Origin of the sequence: Rathayibacter sp. AY1D5, assembly GCF_002932515.1 — a bacterium.
Classification (GTDB): domain Bacteria; phylum Actinomycetota; class Actinomycetes; order Actinomycetales; family Microbacteriaceae; genus Rathayibacter.
In genome coordinates this window covers 1-15,066 of sequence record NZ_PSVU01000070.1, presented here as the reverse complement: position 1 = coordinate 15,066, position 15,066 = coordinate 1, and the positions used below count along the sequence as shown (strand labels likewise).

Sequence of the window (15,066 nt, the reverse complement as noted above, 5' to 3'; positions counted from 1 at the left end):
TTCTCGCGCTTGAGGTCGGCCGCGTGCAGGCCCTCGGCGCGGGCGAGCGCCTCCTCGAGTGTGTAGCGGAGGGCCGCGTAGAGGCGGTCCAGCTCGTCGGCGGTGAGCGCGGCGGGCTTGAAGGGCGACATGCGCGCCACGTGGAGGATCTCGTCCGAGTAGGCGTTGCCGATGCCGGCGATGCGGGACTGGTCGCGGAGGACGCCCTTCACCTGCGCCCGGCCCGCCGTGGCGAGGATCGCGCCGAGGATCTCCTCGGTGAACTCCGGGTCCAGCGGATCGGGACCCAGCCGGGCGACGCCCGGGACGTCGAGCGGATCGGCGACGATCGAGAGCGCGAGGCTCTTCTTGGTGCCGGCCTCCGTCACGTCGAACCCCGACCCGTCGTCGAGGACGAGCCGCGCGGCGAGCGGTCCCCGGCCGGGCTTCGCCGGCGCCGTCGGCCGCTCGGGCCGCCAGCGGACCCAGCCGGCGCGGGCGAGGTGCAGGAGGACGTGGGCCTCGCCGACTGCGAGGTCGAGGAACTTGCCGTGCCGCGATACTCCGTGGACGGTCTCGCCGGACAGAGCCGACGGCGGGATGGCGACGGTCTTGAGGGCGGAGATCGCGAACACGTCGAGCCGCTCGAGGACGCGTCCGCCCAGGCGCGCGTCGAGATCGAGGGCGAGGGCCTGGACCTCGGGGAGTTCGGGCATGCGACCACCCTGGCCCGCGGGTCCCGCACCGTCCACCCCTGGCGGAGTGGACGGCAGCCGGTCAGTCGCCGAAGCGCGTCGCCGCGACCTTCCGCAGGAACAGCTCGTGGAACCGGTAGTCGCCGGTGATCTCGGGATGGAACGCCGTCCCGAGGAGGTTGCCCTGCTCGACCGCGACCACCCGCCCGTCGGCGACGCTGGCGAGCGCGGTCGCCCGCTCCCCCAGCTCCTCCACGACCGGTGCGCGGATGAAGACCGCGTGCACCGGCGGATCGCCGATGGCCGGCACGTCGAGATCGGTCTCGAAGGAGTCGAGCTGGTTGCCGAACGCGTTCCTCCGGACCGACACGTCCAGGCCGCCGAAGCTGCTCTGGCCGTCGATGCGGTCGAGGACCCGGTCGGCGAGCATGATCAGCCCGGCGCAGGTCCCGTAGACGGGCATCCCCGCCCCGATCGCCTCGACGACCGGCTCTGCGAGGCCGAAGAGGCGCGACAGCTTGTCCATCACCGTGGACTCGCCGCCCGGGATGACCAGCCCCGCGACGGTGGCGAGCTCCTCCGGGCGTCGCACCAGCACCACCTCGGCGCCCAGCTCGCGCAGGACGTGCGCGTGCTCGCGGAAGTCGCCCTGCAGCGCGAGGACCCCGACGCGGAGCCCCTCGAGGGACTCCCGCGTCGATCCTGCGCCGGCGAGCGGCGCGTCGGCGCTACCAGCCACGCTCGGCGAGGCGGTGCGGCGCGGGCACGTCGGCCACGTTGATGCCGACCATCGCCTCGCCCAGGCCGCGCGAGGCCTCCGCGACGACCTTCGCGTCGTCGAAGAAGGTGGTCGCCTTCACGATCGCGGCCGCGCGCTTGGCGGGCTCGCCCGACTTGAAGACGCCGGAGCCGACGAACACGCCGTCGGCGCCCAGCTGCATCATCAGCGCCGCGTCGGCCGGGGTCGCGACCCCGCCGGCGGTGAAGAGGACGACGGGGAGCTTGCCGGTCCGGGCGATCTCGACGACCAGGTCGTAGGGGGCCTGCAGCTCCTTCGCGGCGACGTAGAGCTCGTCCTTGGTCATCGCCTTCAGGCGGTTGACCTCGCCGGAGATCGTGCGGATGTGCTTGGTCGCCTCGGAGACGTCGCCGGTGCCGGCCTCGCCCTTCGAGCGGATCATCGCTGCGCCCTCGGTGATGCGGCGCAGCGCCTCGCCCAGGTTGGTCGCTCCGCAGACGAAGGGGACGGTGAAGTTCCACTTGTCGATGTGGTTCACGTAGTCGGCGGGCGAGAGGACCTCGGACTCGTCGATGTAGTCGACGCCGAGCTCCTGCAGGATCTGCGCCTCGACGAAGTGGCCGATGCGCGCCTTCGCCATGACGGGGATCGACACGGCGGAGACGATGCCGTCGATCAGGTCGGGGTCGCTCATGCGTGCGACGCCGCCCTGCGAGCGGATGTCGGCGGGGACGCGCTCGAGCGCCATGACGGCGACCGCGCCGGCGTCCTCCGCGATGCGGGCCTGATCGGCGTCGACGACGTCCATGATGACGCCGCCCTTGAGCATCTCGGCGAGACCGCGCTTGACGCGGCTCGAGCCGAACTGCTCGGGAGCGGACGAGGACGGAGTGGTGGTGTCGGTCATGTTCGCGAGTCCTGTTCTGTGCGGCGACTTCCGCCGACGGCAGCTCCGAGTCTACGAGACGGCACCCACCGTCCGCGGCGCTGGACAGGGGGCCGGGCGGCGGTCTAGAGGCTCGGCCAGGCCGCCGCGAGGCTCGCCCGCACGTCGCCGAGCAGCTGCGGGAGCGCCTTCGTGCGGGCGATGATCGGGAAGAAGTTCGCGTCGGTCGCCCAGCGCGGAACCACGTGCTGGTGCAGGTGCGCGGCGATCCCCGCTCCCGCGACCGCGCCCTGGTTCATCCCGAGGTTGAAGCCGTCGTTGTTCGAGACCGAGCGGACGACGCGCATGGCCGTCTGCGTGAGCGCTCCGATCTCGGCCACTTCCTCGGGAGTGGCCTCGTCGTAGAGCGGGATGTGCCGGTACGGGCAGACCAGGAGGTGGCCGGAGTTGTACGGGAACAGGTTCAGCAGAACGTAGGCGTGCTCCCCGCGGGCGACGATGAGGGCCTCCTCGTCGCTCAGCGTCGGCGCCACGCAGAAGGGGCAGTCGTCGGCTCCGGGCTGCCCCTTCTGGATGTAGACCATCCGGTGCGGCGTCCACAGGCGCTGGAACTCGTCGGGAACCCCGGCGAGGTGCGCCGAGCCCTCCGCCCCCTCGGGCACGCAGCCGTCGCCCACGCTCAGACCTGCGCCTTCGAGGCGACGGCCTCGCGGATGCGCGCGACGGCGTCGGCGACCGGGATCCCGTTCTCCTGCGTGCCGTCGCGGAAGCGGAAGCTGACGGCTCCGGCGTCGCGGTCCTTCTCCCCCACGATCATCTGGAACGGCACCTTCTGCAGCGTGGCGTTGCGGATCTTCTTCTGCATCCGGTCGCTGGAGTAGTCGATCTCGGCGCGGATGCCCGACCGCTTGAGCTCGCCGACGACCTCCTCGAGGTAGGGCAGGTACTCGTCGGCGATCGGGATGCCCACGACCTGGACCGGCGACAGCCAGACCGGGAACACCCCGGCGTAGTGCTCGGTGAGGATCGCGAAGAAGCGCTCGATGGAGCCGAAGAGCGCGCGGTGGATCATCACGGGCCGCTTCTTCGAGCCGTCCGAGGCCGTGTACTCGAGCTCGAAGCGCTCGGGCTGGTTGAAGTCGAGCTGAATGGTCGACATCTGCCAGGTGCGGCCGATGGCGTCGCGCGCCTGCACCGAGATCTTCGGACCGTAGAACGCCGCTCCTCCCGGATCCGGCACCAGCTCGAGACCGGAGGCGACGGCGACCGCGCGCAGCGACTCGATCGCCTCCTCCCACTGCTCGGGCGCACCGACGAACTTCGGGTTGCCCTCCTCGTTCGTGGACAGCTCGAGGTAGAAGTCGTCGAGGCCGTAGTCGCGCAGCACCTGCAGCACGAACTCGAGGTTGCGGGTCAGCTCGGCCGACACGTCCTCCTGCGCGACGTAGATGTGGGCGTCGTCCTGGGTCAGGCCGCGCACGCGGGTGAGGCCCTGCAGGGTGCCGCTCTTCTCGTAGCGGTACACGGTGCCGAACTCGGCCAGGCGCAGCGGGAGCTCGCGGTAGCTGCGGCCGCGCGAGCGGAAGATCAGGTTGTGGAACGGGCAGTTCATCGGCTTGAGGTAGTAGTCCTGGCCCTGGCGGGTGACGTTGCCGTCCTCGTCCTGCAGCTCGTCGAGGTGCATCGGGGGGAACATCCCCTCGGAGTACCACTGCAGGTGCCCGCTCGTGAGGAACAGGTCGCCCTTGGTGATGTGCGGCGTGTAGACGAGCTCGTAGTCGTGGGCGAGCAGCTGCTCGCGCATGTACTGCTCGATCTCGTAGCGGATGATCCCGCCCTTGGGGTGGAAGACCGCGAGGCCGGAGCCGATCTCGTCCGGGAAGGAGAACAGGTCGAGCTCGTGGCCGAGCTTGCGGTGGTCGCGGCGCGCCGCCTCCTCGAGGCGGGCCTGGTGCTCGCGCAGCTCGTCCTTCGTGGGCCACGCGGTGCCGTAGACGCGCTGCAGCTGCGGGTTCTTCTCCGAGCCGCGCCAGTAGGCGGCAGCGTTGCGGGTCAGGGCGTAGCCGTTGCCGATCATGCGGGTGTTGGGCAGATGCGGGCCGCGGCAGAGGTCCTTCCAGACCGTCTCGCCGGAACGCGGGTCGACGTTGTCGTAGATGGTGAGCTCGGCGCCGCCGACCTCGACGCTCTCGTCCTCGGCTCCCCCGCCCTTGATCCCGATCAGCTCGAGCTTGTAGGGCTCGCCGGCGAGCTCGGCGCGCGCCTCCTCCTCGGAGACGACGCGGCGCACGAACCGCTGGCCCTGGCGGACGATGCGGTCCATCGCCTTCTCGAGCGCCTTCATCGCCTCGGGCGTGAAGGGCTCCTCGACGTCGAAGTCGTAGTAGAAGCCGTCGGTGACGGGCGGGCCGATGCCCAGCTTCGCCTCCGGGTTGATCTGCTGCACCGCCTGCGCGAGCACGTGGGCCGCGGAGTGGCGGAGGATGTTCAGCCCGTCCGGCGAGGAGATGAGCACCGGCTCGATGCGGTCGCCCGGCACGACGTCGGCGGCGAGGTCCTTGAGCTCCCCGTTGACGCGGATCGCGACCACGGCCCGGTCGGTGAAGTGCGTGAATCCCGTGCCCGCCTCGGTGACGACCGAGTGGGACTCGTTCTCTGCGGGATTCGACGGTTCGTTCGACACGTGCGGGCACTCCTCGGGCTCGGTTGACCCCTCGACTGTAGTCGGCGGCGGCCTCTACCCGAGCGCGTCGCGCACGCGGACGCCGAGCGCGCGCAGAGCGGAGGCGAGCTCGTCCCGGTCGGCGCCGGGGAGCACGAGCGAGCTGCGCTCGAGCTGGTGCAGGAGGACCTCCTCCAGGCCGGGCGGCAGGGAGTCCACGGCGAGCGCCCCCTCGAGTGCGGCGAGCACGGCGACGACGGCCACCGCGTCGCGTGCCGCGAGTCTGCGTGCGCTGATCTCCATGCGTCTCCGTCCGTGTCGTCCGACCCCGTCACCCTGCCGACAGGACGTGCCCCGGAGAGGGGCGCGGCGGCGACCGGTGCGCAATCCGTCCAGGTGTCATCCTGGTCAGATGGGTGCCGGTCCTGCGCTGCAGCGCTTCACGCGCTCCGGGGCCGACCTGGACGAGGCGCGGCGCTTCTACTCGGACGGCTACGGCGGGTCGGGATTCCGGACGGAGACGGTCGAGCGGCCCTTCTCCTTCCGCTACGACGTCTCCGGGAGCGAGGGCGTGAGCCTGCGGACGTCGGTGTTCCGGGGCTCCGTGTCCGGGGGGCTGCGTCCGGAGGGCGAGTACGTCGTCTCGTGGTTCCTCTCCGGCACGAGCGTGGTGGACCCGGAGGGCGATCGGATCGTCCACCTGCCGGGGCGGCCGGTCGTGTTCCCCAGCGCGCGTCCGTTCGAGTTCGTCAGCCGCGACTTCCAGCAGCGGCTCGTGCACGTGGCCGCCGGCCTCCTCGAGCAGGTCGCGTCCGAGGCCGGCGACGGCGTGCCGCTGCCGCTCGTCTTCGACCACCGCTCGATCGCCTCCCTGTCGGCACTCCCGGGCTGGTGGCGGGCGGTCGACGACTTCGCGGGCGTCCTGCGGTCGGGCCGCGAGGCGACCGCGCTGCAGCTCGTGGCGGCGGAGCGCGGCGTCGCTCTGCACCTGCTCGCGACCTTCGCGCACCGGCCGGTCGTCGTCCCGCCGCAGGTGCTGCGGCCGGGGCTCGAGCACCTGCTGCGGGCCGCCGAGTTCCTGCACGCGTTCGCCGCATCACCCGTCACCGTGTCCGACATCGCGGCAGCGGCGGGGCTCACTCCGCGGGCGCTGCAGGCCGCGTTCCGGAGGCACTTCGGCGACACTCCGCTCGGCTACCTGCGCGGCGTGCGTCTCGACCGGGCGCGCGTCGAGCTTCGCGAGGCCGCTCCGGGCGAGGAGACCGTGCGCGCCGTCTCCGCGCGCTGGGGCTTCCTCAACCAGGGCCGCTTCTCGGGGGCGTACCACCGCCGCTTCGGCGAGTACCCGGTGGAGACCCTGCGCCGCTGACGCTCAGGCGCCGGGAGCGAGATCGCGGGCGTAGCAGACCGAGTGCTCGGACCCGATGTAGGCGCCGAACGGCGGGATGGCGTGGTAGCCCTCCCGGAGGTAGAACCGCATCGCGTCGGGCTGGAGCGTCCCGGTCTCCAGCACCAGGCGCGTCGTGCCCAGAGCGGCCGCCCGCGCCTCGAGCGCGCGCAGGACGGCCGTGGCCGCTCCGGTGCCGCGGGCGGCGGGGTCGGCGAACATCCGCTTCACCTCGATCGCCCCCGGTCCGAGGACGTCGTCGTCGAGAGGCCGCAGTCCGCCGCAGGCCACCGCCGTGCCGCTCGCGTCGCGGGCGACGAGGAAGACGGGCACGTCGTCGGCCGAGGGCGGCGTACCGGGCTCGTGGTCGTCGTTGCCGTAGCGCTCGTCGAGCTCGCGCCGCTGCGCGTCGCGCAGACGCTCGGCGTCCGGGTGGGTCCACGCCACCTCGTCGATGGTCCAGCTCATGAGGGCTCCTCCCGGCCGCGCGGCGGGCACGGCCGAGGCCATTCTGCCGCGCCAGCCCCCTCCGGCCGACCCGGTGGCAACCCCTTCCGCGCCGGAACGCAGCGGGCGTCGACTGGAGGCCCACCGACGAAAGGACTCACCGTGCTCTCCGACTCCCCCATCGGCCCCGTTCTGCTCTCCCGCGACCTCGCCGCCTCCCGCGCTTTCTACGCCGGCTCCCTGGGACTGAAGGTCCTCGAGGAGAGCGAGTCGGCGATCGCCTACTCCTGCGGCGGCACGCGGCTCACCGTCACCGCCAGCACCACGGGCTCGAAGGACGAGCAGACCAAGGCCGCCTGGCGGGTGGCCGACCTGCGCGCCGAGCTGGACGCGCTGGCGACTCGGGGCGTGGCTCCGGAGGACTACGACAGCGACGAGCTGCGCACCGAGAACGGCGTGGCCGACCGCGGCAGCGTCTGGGCGGCCTGGATCCTCGATCCCGACGGGAACGCGCTCGGCTTCGAGCAGCCCAAGAGCTGATCGGCGCCGCTCTAGACTCGCCCCATGCCCGACGACTCCGCTCCGCTGCCCGCGCCCGGGTGGTACCCGCACCCGGCCGACCTCGGCTCGGAGCTCTACTGGGACGGCGCGGCGTGGACGGACCGGTCCCGCCCGTCCTCCTCGGCGCCCGCTCCCGCCTACGGCACGCCCCCGGGCGCTCCGGAGCAGGAGCTGTACGCCTATCCGTCCGCCCCGTCCTCCGCGGCGGGCCGCAACCCCATGGCGATCGCGAGCCTCGTGCTCGGCGTCCTGAGCCTGCTGATCAATCCGCTGCTGATCCCCTCGATCCTCGCCATCGTCTTCTCGGCGAAGGGCCGGGCGGCCGCACCGCTCGTCGGAGGCGGTCGCGGGCTCGCGACGGCCGGACTCGTCACCGGGATCCTCGGTCTGGTGTCGGGCGTCTTCACCATCGTCGGCAACCTCTCGGCCGGGGTCCCCGGCCTGGCCGGCTGACCGGGGTGCCGCGGCCCTCGACGCCCCGATGACCGCGCGCCGGAGCGCTCCCTGGCTCCTCGTCGTGGCGGTCGCCCTGGTCGCGCTGGTCCTGCGCGGTCCGATCGTCGCCGTCGCGCCCATCATCGACGCGGTGCGCGAGGACCTCGCGCTGTCCGCGGGCCAGGCGGGGATCCTCACCAGCATCCCCGTGCTCTGCTTCGCCCTGGCGACTCCGCTCGCCCTCCTGGTGATCCGCCGCGCGGGACCCGACGCCGCCGTGACCGTCACGGTGATCGGCGTCGCGCTCGGCACGATCGTCCGATCGATCGGCGACGTGGGACCGGCCGTGGCGGGCACCATCCTGATCGGCGTCTCCATCACGATCGGCAACGTCGTCCTCCCCGTCGTGATCCGGCGGGACGTCGCTCCCGAGCGCGTCGACCTCACGACGGGCGTCTACACCGCAGCCCTCAACATCGGCTCGACGATCACCTCGCTCGGCACCGCTCCGCTCGCTCTAGCCCTCGGCTGGCGCGGCGCCCTGCTCGTCTGGCTCGCCCTCAACGCCCTCGCTCTGGCCGGCTGGCTCGTGGCCGTGGGGCCTCGGGCGGCCCTGCGTCCGACTCCCCGCCCGGCCCGCGCCGACCGCGCACCGGCCGCACCGGCTCCGCGGATCTTCCGCAGCGCGACCGTGCTGGCGCTCGCGCTCTGCTTCTCGAGCCAGGCGTTCTCGTACTACGGAGTGACGGCGTGGCTCCCCTCGCTGCTCGTCGACCGCAACGGCTTCTCGATCGCGACCGCGGGCGCGAGCGCCTCGGTGTTCCAGCTCGCCGCGGTCGCCGGCGCCCTCGGCGTCCCGCTCCTGGTCCGGAGGCTCGGACCCCTGGGGGGCATCGTGCTCGTCGGCCTCCTCTGGTGCACGGTGCCGGCGGGGCTGCTGCTCGCGCCGCAGCTCTGGGCGCTCTGGTGCGTGCTGGGCGGCACGGCCCAGGGCGGAGGATTCACGGTGGTCTTCGTGCTCGTCGTGCGGCTCTCCCGCTCCGACGCTCACGCGTCGCGGCTCTCGGCCACGGTGCAGGGGATCGGCTATGCCGTGGCCGCCACCGCCCCGACCGTCATCGGCTTCGCGCACGACGCGAGCGGCGGCTGGGAGGCTCCCCTGCTGACCGTCCTCGCCGCGACCTGCTCCTTCCTCCTCTTCGGCACCCTCGCCGCTGCGCGCCAGCGCCGGGCCTGACCCGCGACACGACCGGCCGCGCCGTCAAGGGGGCCGTCCGACGACTGTCGGCCCCGTAGCGTGTCCGCATGGCCGAGCAGAGCACGACCCGCGAGAAGACAGCGCCCGATCCCGACGATTCCCGGAAGCCCGACGACGTCACCGACATCACCAGGCGCTCCTGGTTCTACGTCCTCAAGAAGACGGCTCGCGAGTTCGGCGCGGACCAGTGCACCGACCTCGCCGCCGCGCTCACCTACTACGCCGTGCTCGCGCTCTTCCCCGCCCTGCTCGCGATCGTGTCGGTGCTGGGGCTCTTCGGCCAGGCGCAGGCCACCACCGATCTGGTGCTCGACCTGATCGGGAACCTCGCGTCGAGCGAGGTCGTCGACCTGCTGCGCGACCCGATCCAGGCGCTGACCAGCTCCTCCGCCGCGGGTCTCGCCTTCGTGACCGGTGTCGTCGGAGCGATCTGGTCCGCCTCCGGCTACGTCGGCGCCTTCGGCCGCGCGATGAACCGCGTCTACCAGATCGACGAGGGGCGCCCCTTCTGGAAGCTCCGCCCGACGATGCTCGGCGTGACCGTGGTGACGGTCGTCCTGATCGTGATCGCGGCGCTCATCCTGGTGCTCAGCGGACCGGTCGCGACCGCCGTCGGCGACGTCGTGGGCCTCGGGCCCGCCGCCCTCACCGTGTGGAACATCGCGAAATGGCCGGTGCTCGTGGTCATCGCGATCGTGATCGTCGCGACCCTGTACTACTGGGCGCCCAACATCCGCCAGCCGAAGTTCCGCTGGATCAGCATCGGATCGATCGTCGCCCTGGCGATCTGGCTGATCGCCTCGACCGGCTTCGCGTTCTACGTGGCCAACTTCTCCAACTACAACAAGACCTACGGCTCGCTCGGCGCGGTGATCGTCTTCCTCCTCTGGATCTGGATCACCAACATCGCCCTGCTCTTCGGCGCGGAGTTCGACGCCGAGCTCGAGCGCGGACGCGAGCTGCAGGCGGGCATCGAGGCGGAGGAGACCATCCAGCTCCCCCCGCGCGACACCGCCGCGAGCGACAAGAAGGCGGCAGTGCACGAGAAGGACGTCCGCGACGGGCGCTGGCTGCGGCTGGCGAGCGAGAACCGCAGCGACGAGGGCACGGCCCAGGACGACGAGGCCGCGAAGAAGAAGTGACTCAGGACTCGGACGACCAGAGCGCGCGGTAGTAGGCCGCGCGCTCGTCGTCCGGATCCGCTCCGTACTCCGCGAGGAGCAGCGGGGTGTGGCCGGGGCCGTAGTTCCAGCCGAGGCTGACCGCGGCGACCGCCAGATCCGCCCAGCGGTCGCCCACGCCCAGGTCGCCGACGTCGACCGTGCCGCTCCAGCGTCCGTCGTCGTCGACGAGCGTGTTCGGAGCGCACGCGTCGCCGTGCACCACGACGGGGTCCACGAGCTCCGGAGCCGCGCCGAGCGCCGACGGCCGGCGCGCGAACCAGGAGTCGCCGCGCAGCTCTTCGGGCACCGCGTCGACGGGGAGCGCGTGGACCGCCCGCAGGCCGGCCGCGATCGCGCGGACGGCCTCCTCCGGCCGGGCTGTCCACTCCGGGTCGACGGCGCTCCGCCCGGGCAGCGGTGCGGTGAGGAGCCACTGCCCCTCCTCGTCCTCGCCCGCCTCCAGGATCCGGGGCGCGACGATCCGCCCCTCCAGCCAGCGCAGACGCGCGATCTCGCGACGGAGGTCGACGCCCGTGGACCGGGGATTCCACTTCAGGTACCCGGCGTCCACGCGGAAGGTCAGCCCGTCGAGCTCGTTGCGCCAGACGAGCGCCGGATCGGTGCCGCCGTTCAGGCGCCTCGCCGGCGACGGGATCCGGACGCCGTCGAGCGAGAACTGCCGTGCGAGGTCCGGACCGCTCATGCCCCCAGGGTAGGCGCCCCGATACTGAGAGGATCCGCATGCCGCGGACCGCGCCACCCGCCTCCTCCGAGCAGCGCGCCCTTACCCTGACGGGCGTGCCGGAGCAGCCGCCCGGCGCGATCCGGTGACGAGGGAGCCCCCGTGACGCAGAGCGACGACGACCGCGGGCCCGTGCAGCCCGACTTCTCGAAGGAGCAGGAGGGCTACCGTCCCGGGCTCAAGCCCCGGCAGCTGCAGATGATCGCCATCGGCGGCGCGATCGGCACCGGCCTCTTCCTCGGCGCGGGCGGCCGACTCGCCACCGCCGGTCCCTCGCTCGTCGTCGTGTACGCGGTCTGCGGCGTCTTCGCCTACCTGATCCTCCGCGCGCTCGGCGAGCTGGTCCTGCACCGGCCGAGCTCGGGCTCCTTCATCTCCTACGCCCGCGAGTTCCTGGGCGAGAAGGCCGCTTTCGTCGCCGGATGGATGTACTTCCTGAACTGGGCGATGACCGCGATCGCCGACGTCACCGCGGTGGCCCTGTACGTGAAGTACTGGTCGCTCTTCTCCTCCGTGCCCCAGTGGCTCCTCGCACTCATCGCCCTGGTCGTCGTGCTCTCGCTGAACCTCGTCTCGGTCAAGGTCTTCGGGGAGCTGGAGTTCTGGTTCGCGCTGATCAAGGTCACGGCGCTGGTGGTCTTCCTGGTGATCGGCGTCGTCGTGCTCGCCGCGGGCTGGCCGCTGCAGTCCGGCGGCGTCGCCGTGGACCCCGGGGTCAGCCTCTGGAACGACAACGGCGGCATCCTGCCCGGCGGCCTGATCGCCAGCGTCCTGGTCGTCCAGGGCGTGGTGTTCGCCTACTCCGGAGTCGAGCTGGTCGGCACGGCGGCGGGCGAGACCGCGGAGCCGGCGAAGGTCATCCCGCGCGCGATCAACTCGGTCATCCTGCGCATCGCCGTCTTCTACGTCGGCTCCGTGCTGCTGCTGACGCTGCTGCTGCCCTACACGGCCTACTCGAAGGGCGAGAGCCCGTTCGTCACGTTCTTCAGCTCACTGGGCGACGGCTCCTCGGGCGAGATCGCCGGATCGATCATGAACTTCGTCGTGCTGACGGCCGCGCTCTCCAGCATCAACGCCGGGCTCTACTCGACCGGCCGCATCCTCCGCTCCATGGCGCTCAACGGCTCCGCCCCCGCCTTCACCGGCCGGATGAACAAGCAGGGCGTCCCCTACGGAGGCATCCTGCTCACGGCGAGCATCACCCTGATCGGTATCGTGCTGAACCTCTTCGTGCCGTCCGAGGCCTTCGAGATCGTCCTCAACGTCTCGGCGCTGGGCATCGTCACGGGCTGGGGCATGATCGTCCTCTGCCAGATGCAGCTGCAGCGCTGGGCGGCCCACGGGCGCCTGGAGCGCCCGTCCTTCCGGATGCCCGGCGCCCCGGTGACCTCGTGGCTCACCCTGGCGTTCCTGGTGATCGTGGTGGTCCTCATCGCCGTCGACTTCCCGACCGGCACCTGGACCGTGGGGATCGTCGCGGTGGTCGGCGTGCCCGCCCTGATCGTGGGCTGGCACGTCGCGAAGCCGCGCATCCTGGCGATCGCGTCCGCCCGGGACGGCTTCACCGGCGCCCACCCCGTGATCGCCGCCCGTCCGGCCTCCGAGGCCAAGCGCGACGAGAACGAGCGGCGCCGCGAGTAGGGCGGGTCAGCGCCGGCGGAGGTAGCGCAGGAGCAGCGTGTCGCCGGCGCTGAGCACGTGCGCCAGGTGCTGCGGGCGAGGTCCGGGGACGTCGCCGCGGGCGAGCCTCCCGGAGTCCCCCGCCTCGAGCGTTGGAGCGACGGTCAGGCAGAGCTCGTCGGCGGCGTCCGCGGCGAGGAGGGTCCCGAGCAGCGACGGACCACCCTCGCAGTGGATCCTGCCGAGCCCCCGCTCTGCGAGCTGCGCCCGCATCCGCGTCGCGTCGAGCCGTGCGTCGCCGCAGACGAGCACGTCGGCGACCTCGGCGAGCTCCGCGCGGCGGCGGGCCGACGAGGAGCCGGTGGTCACGACGATCGGACGCACCGGCGCCTCGGTGAAGATCCGCGAAGCGGGATCGAGGTCGAGCGACCCCGAGACGATCGCGAAGACGGGCTGCGGGGCGAGCCCGGTGCCGAGCCGGGCCCGCACGGACTCGTCGCTCAGCACCATCGGGCCGTAGCCCTCGGTCCGCACCGTGCCGGCCGCGACGAGCACGACGTCGGCGAGCCGGCGGAGCAGGTCGAACACGCGCAGGTCCGCCGCGCCCCCGAGATCGCCCGAGACGCCGTCACGGGTGACCGCTCCGTCGACGCTCGCGACGAAGTTGACCCGGAGCCACTCCTCGCCCGCCCCGTCCGCGTAGAGGGCCAGCAGAGCCTCGTCGGACAGGTCCTGCCCGGCCGGCGACAGGCCGTCGATGCGGGCGCTCACGCCGCCGGCTCCACGTTGTGGCGGAGGAAGGCGGGCGCCCGCCAGCCCAGCACCGCCTCCGTCATCCGCACGGCGTCCACCGCCTGGCGCACGTCGTGCATGCGCACGATCCGCGCACCGTTCAGGATGCAGATCACCGCGGCGGCGAGGGAGCCCTCGAGGCGCTCCCCCTGCGGCCGGTCCAGCGCCTCGCCGATGAAGTCCTTGTTGGACACCGCGGCGAGCACCGGGAAGCCGAGCGCTGCCACCTCGTCCAGCCGGCGGGTGAGCTCGAGCGTGTGCAGGGTGTTCTTGTTCAGGTCGTGACCCGGATCGACGATGATCCTCCCGGCAGGCACTCCACCCGAGAGCGCGCGATCGACGCGGCTCCGCAGATGGTCGACCACGGTCGCCACGACGTCGTCGTACTCGGGTCTCTCCGGCTCGCTGCGGGGGGCGCCCACGCTGTGGGTGATGACGAGCTGAGCGGAGGAGGAGGCGACGACCTCGAGCATCCGGGGGTCGTGCAGCCCGCTCGTGTCGTTGATGACGGAGGCGCCCGCGGCGATGCTCGCGCGCGCGACCTCGGCGCTCGTCGTGTCCACCGAGACGACCACGTCGCTCCGCTCCGCGATGCCCGCCACGACGGGGACGACCCGGTCGAGCTCCTCCTGGAGCGTGACAGCGGGGCCGCGGCCGAACGGCACTCCGCCGATGTCGACCCAGTCGGCGCCGAGCTCCGCAGCGCGCACGGCGGCCGCGATGGCGCTGTCCAGGGCGAAGGTGGAGCCCTTGTCGTAGAAGGAGTCGGGTGTGCGGTTCACGACCGCCATCACGGCCACCTGCCGCTCGAAGTCGAACTCTCGTCCGCCGATGTGCCGCGTGGTCATGGGCGCGTCCCTCCCGCTCGGAGCGCCGGGAGAAGGCCGGCGCCGCTCACCCTAGACGAGCGGAGTCGGCGGAGGCTGGAGCGGGCCGCCCTCGAGCAGCGCCTGGAAGAGGACGTGGTCCTGCCACTCCCCGGCGATCCGCAGGTAGCGCCGCGCGACGCCGATCCGCTCGAAGCCGTTGCGCTGCAGCACGGTCTGCGATCCGACGTTGTGGAGGAGCGTCCCGGCCTGCACGCGGTGCAGCCCCAGATCCTCACGCGCGGTGCGCAGGACGGCTCCGACCGCGCGGGTCATCACGCCGCGGCCCTGCAGACCGCTGTCGAGCCAGTAGCCGAGATCGCCGCTGTCGAAGGCGCCGCGGACGATGTTCGCGAGAGTCAGCCGACCGACGATCACGCCGCCCGCGTCGAGGACGAGCGGGAGGACGCTGCCGGCCCGGTGCGCGGCGAGCGCGTCCGCGACGGCGTCGGTCTGGCCCCCCGCCTCGAAGAAGCGGGTCGAGCGCGTCGGCTCCCAGGGCGCGAGGTGCCGGCGGTTGCGCCGGTACGCGGCGGCGAGGGCCGGTCCGTCGTCCCGCGAGACGAGCCGCAGGAGGGTGCCCTGGTCGTCGACGGGGATCGGGGCGGGCATCCTGCGAGGGTAGCGCCGGAGCCGGGAACGACAGAACCCCCGGCCAGGGGCCGGGGGTTCTCGTGGTGGGCGATACTGGGATCGAACCAGTGACCTCTTCCGTGTCAGGGAAGCGCGCTACCGCTGCGCCAATCGCCCGTTGCTCCGTGCGGAGCGCCTCGTTCGGTGAACGATCGAGGTGGATACGGGATTCGAACCCGTGTATACGGCTTTGCAGGCCGC

17 protein-coding genes and 1 tRNA gene are annotated in these 15,066 nt (G+C 72.3%); 6 read left to right on the top strand and 12 right to left on the bottom strand.

Annotated features, from left to right (window positions below; genetic code table 11):
• The 6 genes from C5C82_RS15950 to C5C82_RS15925 all read right to left on the bottom strand — a co-directional run.
• On the bottom strand, positions 1–695 hold a 695-nt coding region (locus tag C5C82_RS15950; protein ID WP_104355350.1), incomplete at its 3' end, for a DNA-formamidopyrimidine glycosylase family protein.
• Between the two features lie 61 nt (positions 696–756).
• The gene (pdxT, locus tag C5C82_RS15945) at positions 757–1,329 is read right to left on the bottom strand and encodes a pyridoxal 5'-phosphate synthase glutaminase subunit PdxT (RefSeq protein WP_258065190.1); all 573 of its coding nucleotides are present in this window, start codon (positions 1,327–1,329) and stop codon (positions 757–759) included.
• Between the two features lie 73 nt (positions 1,330–1,402).
• Positions 1,403–2,320 carry a pyridoxal 5'-phosphate synthase lyase subunit PdxS gene (gene pdxS, locus C5C82_RS15940; RefSeq protein WP_104224629.1) on the bottom strand — a complete coding sequence of 306 codons (918 nt, stop codon included), beginning with the start codon at positions 2,318–2,320 and terminating at the stop codon, positions 1,403–1,405.
• A gap of 104 nt (positions 2,321–2,424) precedes the next feature.
• Complete coding sequence (locus tag C5C82_RS15935) at positions 2,425–2,976, bottom strand: HIT domain-containing protein (RefSeq protein WP_258062960.1); 552 nt, start codon at positions 2,974–2,976, stop codon at positions 2,425–2,427.
• A gap of 2 nt (positions 2,977–2,978) precedes the next feature.
• Positions 2,979–4,889, bottom strand: a complete 1,911-nt coding sequence (gene thrS / locus C5C82_RS15930) for a threonine--tRNA ligase (RefSeq protein WP_258066157.1) — start codon at positions 4,887–4,889, stop codon at positions 2,979–2,981.
• A gap of 147 nt (positions 4,890–5,036) precedes the next feature.
• On the bottom strand, positions 5,037–5,264 hold the full coding sequence (locus C5C82_RS15925; protein WP_104225342.1) for a hypothetical protein: 228 nt from the start codon (positions 5,262–5,264) through the stop codon (positions 5,037–5,039).
• Between the two features lie 109 nt (positions 5,265–5,373).
• Here C5C82_RS15925 and C5C82_RS17700 point away from each other — a divergent pair, with 109 nt between their 5' ends.
• The gene (locus tag C5C82_RS17700) at positions 5,374–6,330 is read left to right on the top strand and encodes an AraC family transcriptional regulator (protein WP_219812336.1); all 957 of its coding nucleotides are present in this window, start codon (positions 5,374–5,376) and stop codon (positions 6,328–6,330) included.
• Positions 6,331–6,333: 3 nt separating this feature from the next.
• Here C5C82_RS17700 and C5C82_RS15915 read toward each other — a convergent pair whose 3' ends face one another.
• On the bottom strand, positions 6,334–6,816 hold the full coding sequence (locus C5C82_RS15915) for a GNAT family N-acetyltransferase (RefSeq protein ID WP_104233324.1): 483 nt from the start codon (positions 6,814–6,816) through the stop codon (positions 6,334–6,336).
• A 141-nt stretch (positions 6,817–6,957) separates the two neighbouring features.
• On the opposite strand from C5C82_RS15915, the gene C5C82_RS15910 reads away from it, so the two are divergent.
• The 4 genes from C5C82_RS15910 (at position 6,958) to C5C82_RS15895 (ending at position 10,191) form a co-directional block, all read left to right on the top strand.
• Complete coding sequence (locus C5C82_RS15910) at positions 6,958–7,335, top strand: VOC family protein (protein ID WP_104325436.1); 378 nt, start codon at positions 6,958–6,960, stop codon at positions 7,333–7,335.
• 24 nt (positions 7,336–7,359) lie between these two features.
• Positions 7,360–7,809 carry a DUF2510 domain-containing protein gene (locus C5C82_RS15905; protein WP_104251081.1) on the top strand — a complete coding sequence of 150 codons (450 nt, stop codon included), beginning with the start codon at positions 7,360–7,362 and terminating at the stop codon, positions 7,807–7,809.
• 28 nt (positions 7,810–7,837) lie between these two features.
• A complete protein-coding gene (locus C5C82_RS15900; RefSeq protein WP_104355348.1) occupies positions 7,838–9,028 on the top strand; it encodes a CynX/NimT family MFS transporter in 1,191 nt (396 codons plus the stop codon).
• Between the two features lie 68 nt (positions 9,029–9,096).
• On the top strand, positions 9,097–10,191 hold the full coding sequence (locus C5C82_RS15895) for a YihY/virulence factor BrkB family protein (RefSeq protein WP_104296178.1): 1,095 nt from the start codon (positions 9,097–9,099) through the stop codon (positions 10,189–10,191).
• 1 nt (position 10,192) lies between these two features.
• On the opposite strand, the gene C5C82_RS15890 is transcribed toward C5C82_RS15895, so the two are convergent.
• The gene (locus C5C82_RS15890; RefSeq protein WP_104225346.1) at positions 10,193–10,915 is read right to left on the bottom strand and encodes an aminoglycoside 3'-phosphotransferase; all 723 of its coding nucleotides are present in this window, start codon (positions 10,913–10,915) and stop codon (positions 10,193–10,195) included.
• A gap of 141 nt (positions 10,916–11,056) precedes the next feature.
• On the opposite strand from C5C82_RS15890, the gene C5C82_RS15885 reads away from it, so the two are divergent.
• Positions 11,057–12,595, top strand: a complete 1,539-nt coding sequence (locus C5C82_RS15885; protein ID WP_258065372.1) for an amino acid permease — start codon at positions 11,057–11,059, stop codon at positions 12,593–12,595.
• 6 nt (positions 12,596–12,601) lie between these two features.
• On the opposite strand, the gene C5C82_RS15880 is transcribed toward C5C82_RS15885, so the two are convergent.
• The 4 genes from C5C82_RS15880 to C5C82_RS15865 all read right to left on the bottom strand — a co-directional run bounded on the left by C5C82_RS15880 (position 12,602) and on the right by C5C82_RS15865 (position 14,982).
• The gene (locus tag C5C82_RS15880) at positions 12,602–13,345 is read right to left on the bottom strand and encodes a pyrimidine reductase family protein (RefSeq protein ID WP_104355347.1); all 744 of its coding nucleotides are present in this window, start codon (positions 13,343–13,345) and stop codon (positions 12,602–12,604) included.
• A complete protein-coding gene (gene folP, locus C5C82_RS15875; protein ID WP_104355346.1) occupies positions 13,342–14,214 on the bottom strand; it encodes a dihydropteroate synthase in 873 nt (290 codons plus the stop codon). Before folP ends, C5C82_RS15880 begins: the two co-directional genes overlap by 4 nt.
• 51 nt (positions 14,215–14,265) lie before the next feature.
• The gene (locus C5C82_RS15870; RefSeq protein WP_104225349.1) at positions 14,266–14,844 is read right to left on the bottom strand and encodes a GNAT family N-acetyltransferase; all 579 of its coding nucleotides are present in this window, start codon (positions 14,842–14,844) and stop codon (positions 14,266–14,268) included.
• A gap of 63 nt (positions 14,845–14,907) precedes the next feature.
• Positions 14,908–14,982 (bottom strand) — tRNA-Val (locus tag C5C82_RS15865).
• Positions 14,983–15,066: the final 84 nt, after the last annotated feature.

Bases quoted from the DNA above. Each gene is read 5' to 3' on its own strand.
- pdxS (WP_104224629.1), bottom strand. From the start codon at position 2,320: ATGACCGACACCACCACTCCGTCCTCGTCCGCTCCCGAGCAGTTCGGC.
- C5C82_RS15925 (WP_104225342.1), bottom strand. From the start codon at position 5,264: ATGGAGATCAGCGCACGCAGACTCGCGGCACGCGACGCGGTGGCCGTC.
- C5C82_RS17700 (WP_219812336.1), top strand. From the start codon at position 5,374: ATGGGTGCCGGTCCTGCGCTGCAGCGCTTCACGCGCTCCGGGGCCGAC.
- C5C82_RS15915 (WP_104233324.1), bottom strand. From the start codon at position 6,816: ATGAGCTGGACCATCGACGAGGTGGCGTGGACCCACCCGGACGCCGAG.
- C5C82_RS15905 (WP_104251081.1), top strand. From the start codon at position 7,360: ATGCCCGACGACTCCGCTCCGCTGCCCGCGCCCGGGTGGTACCCGCAC.
- C5C82_RS15900 (WP_104355348.1), top strand. From the start codon at position 7,838: ATGACCGCGCGCCGGAGCGCTCCCTGGCTCCTCGTCGTGGCGGTCGCC.
- C5C82_RS15895 (WP_104296178.1), top strand. From the start codon at position 9,097: ATGGCCGAGCAGAGCACGACCCGCGAGAAGACAGCGCCCGATCCCGAC.
- C5C82_RS15890 (WP_104225346.1), bottom strand. From the start codon at position 10,915: ATGAGCGGTCCGGACCTCGCACGGCAGTTCTCGCTCGACGGCGTCCGG.
- folP (WP_104355346.1), bottom strand. From the start codon at position 14,214: ATGACCACGCGGCACATCGGCGGACGAGAGTTCGACTTCGAGCGGCAG.
- C5C82_RS15870 (WP_104225349.1), bottom strand. From the start codon at position 14,844: ATGCCCGCCCCGATCCCCGTCGACGACCAGGGCACCCTCCTGCGGCTC.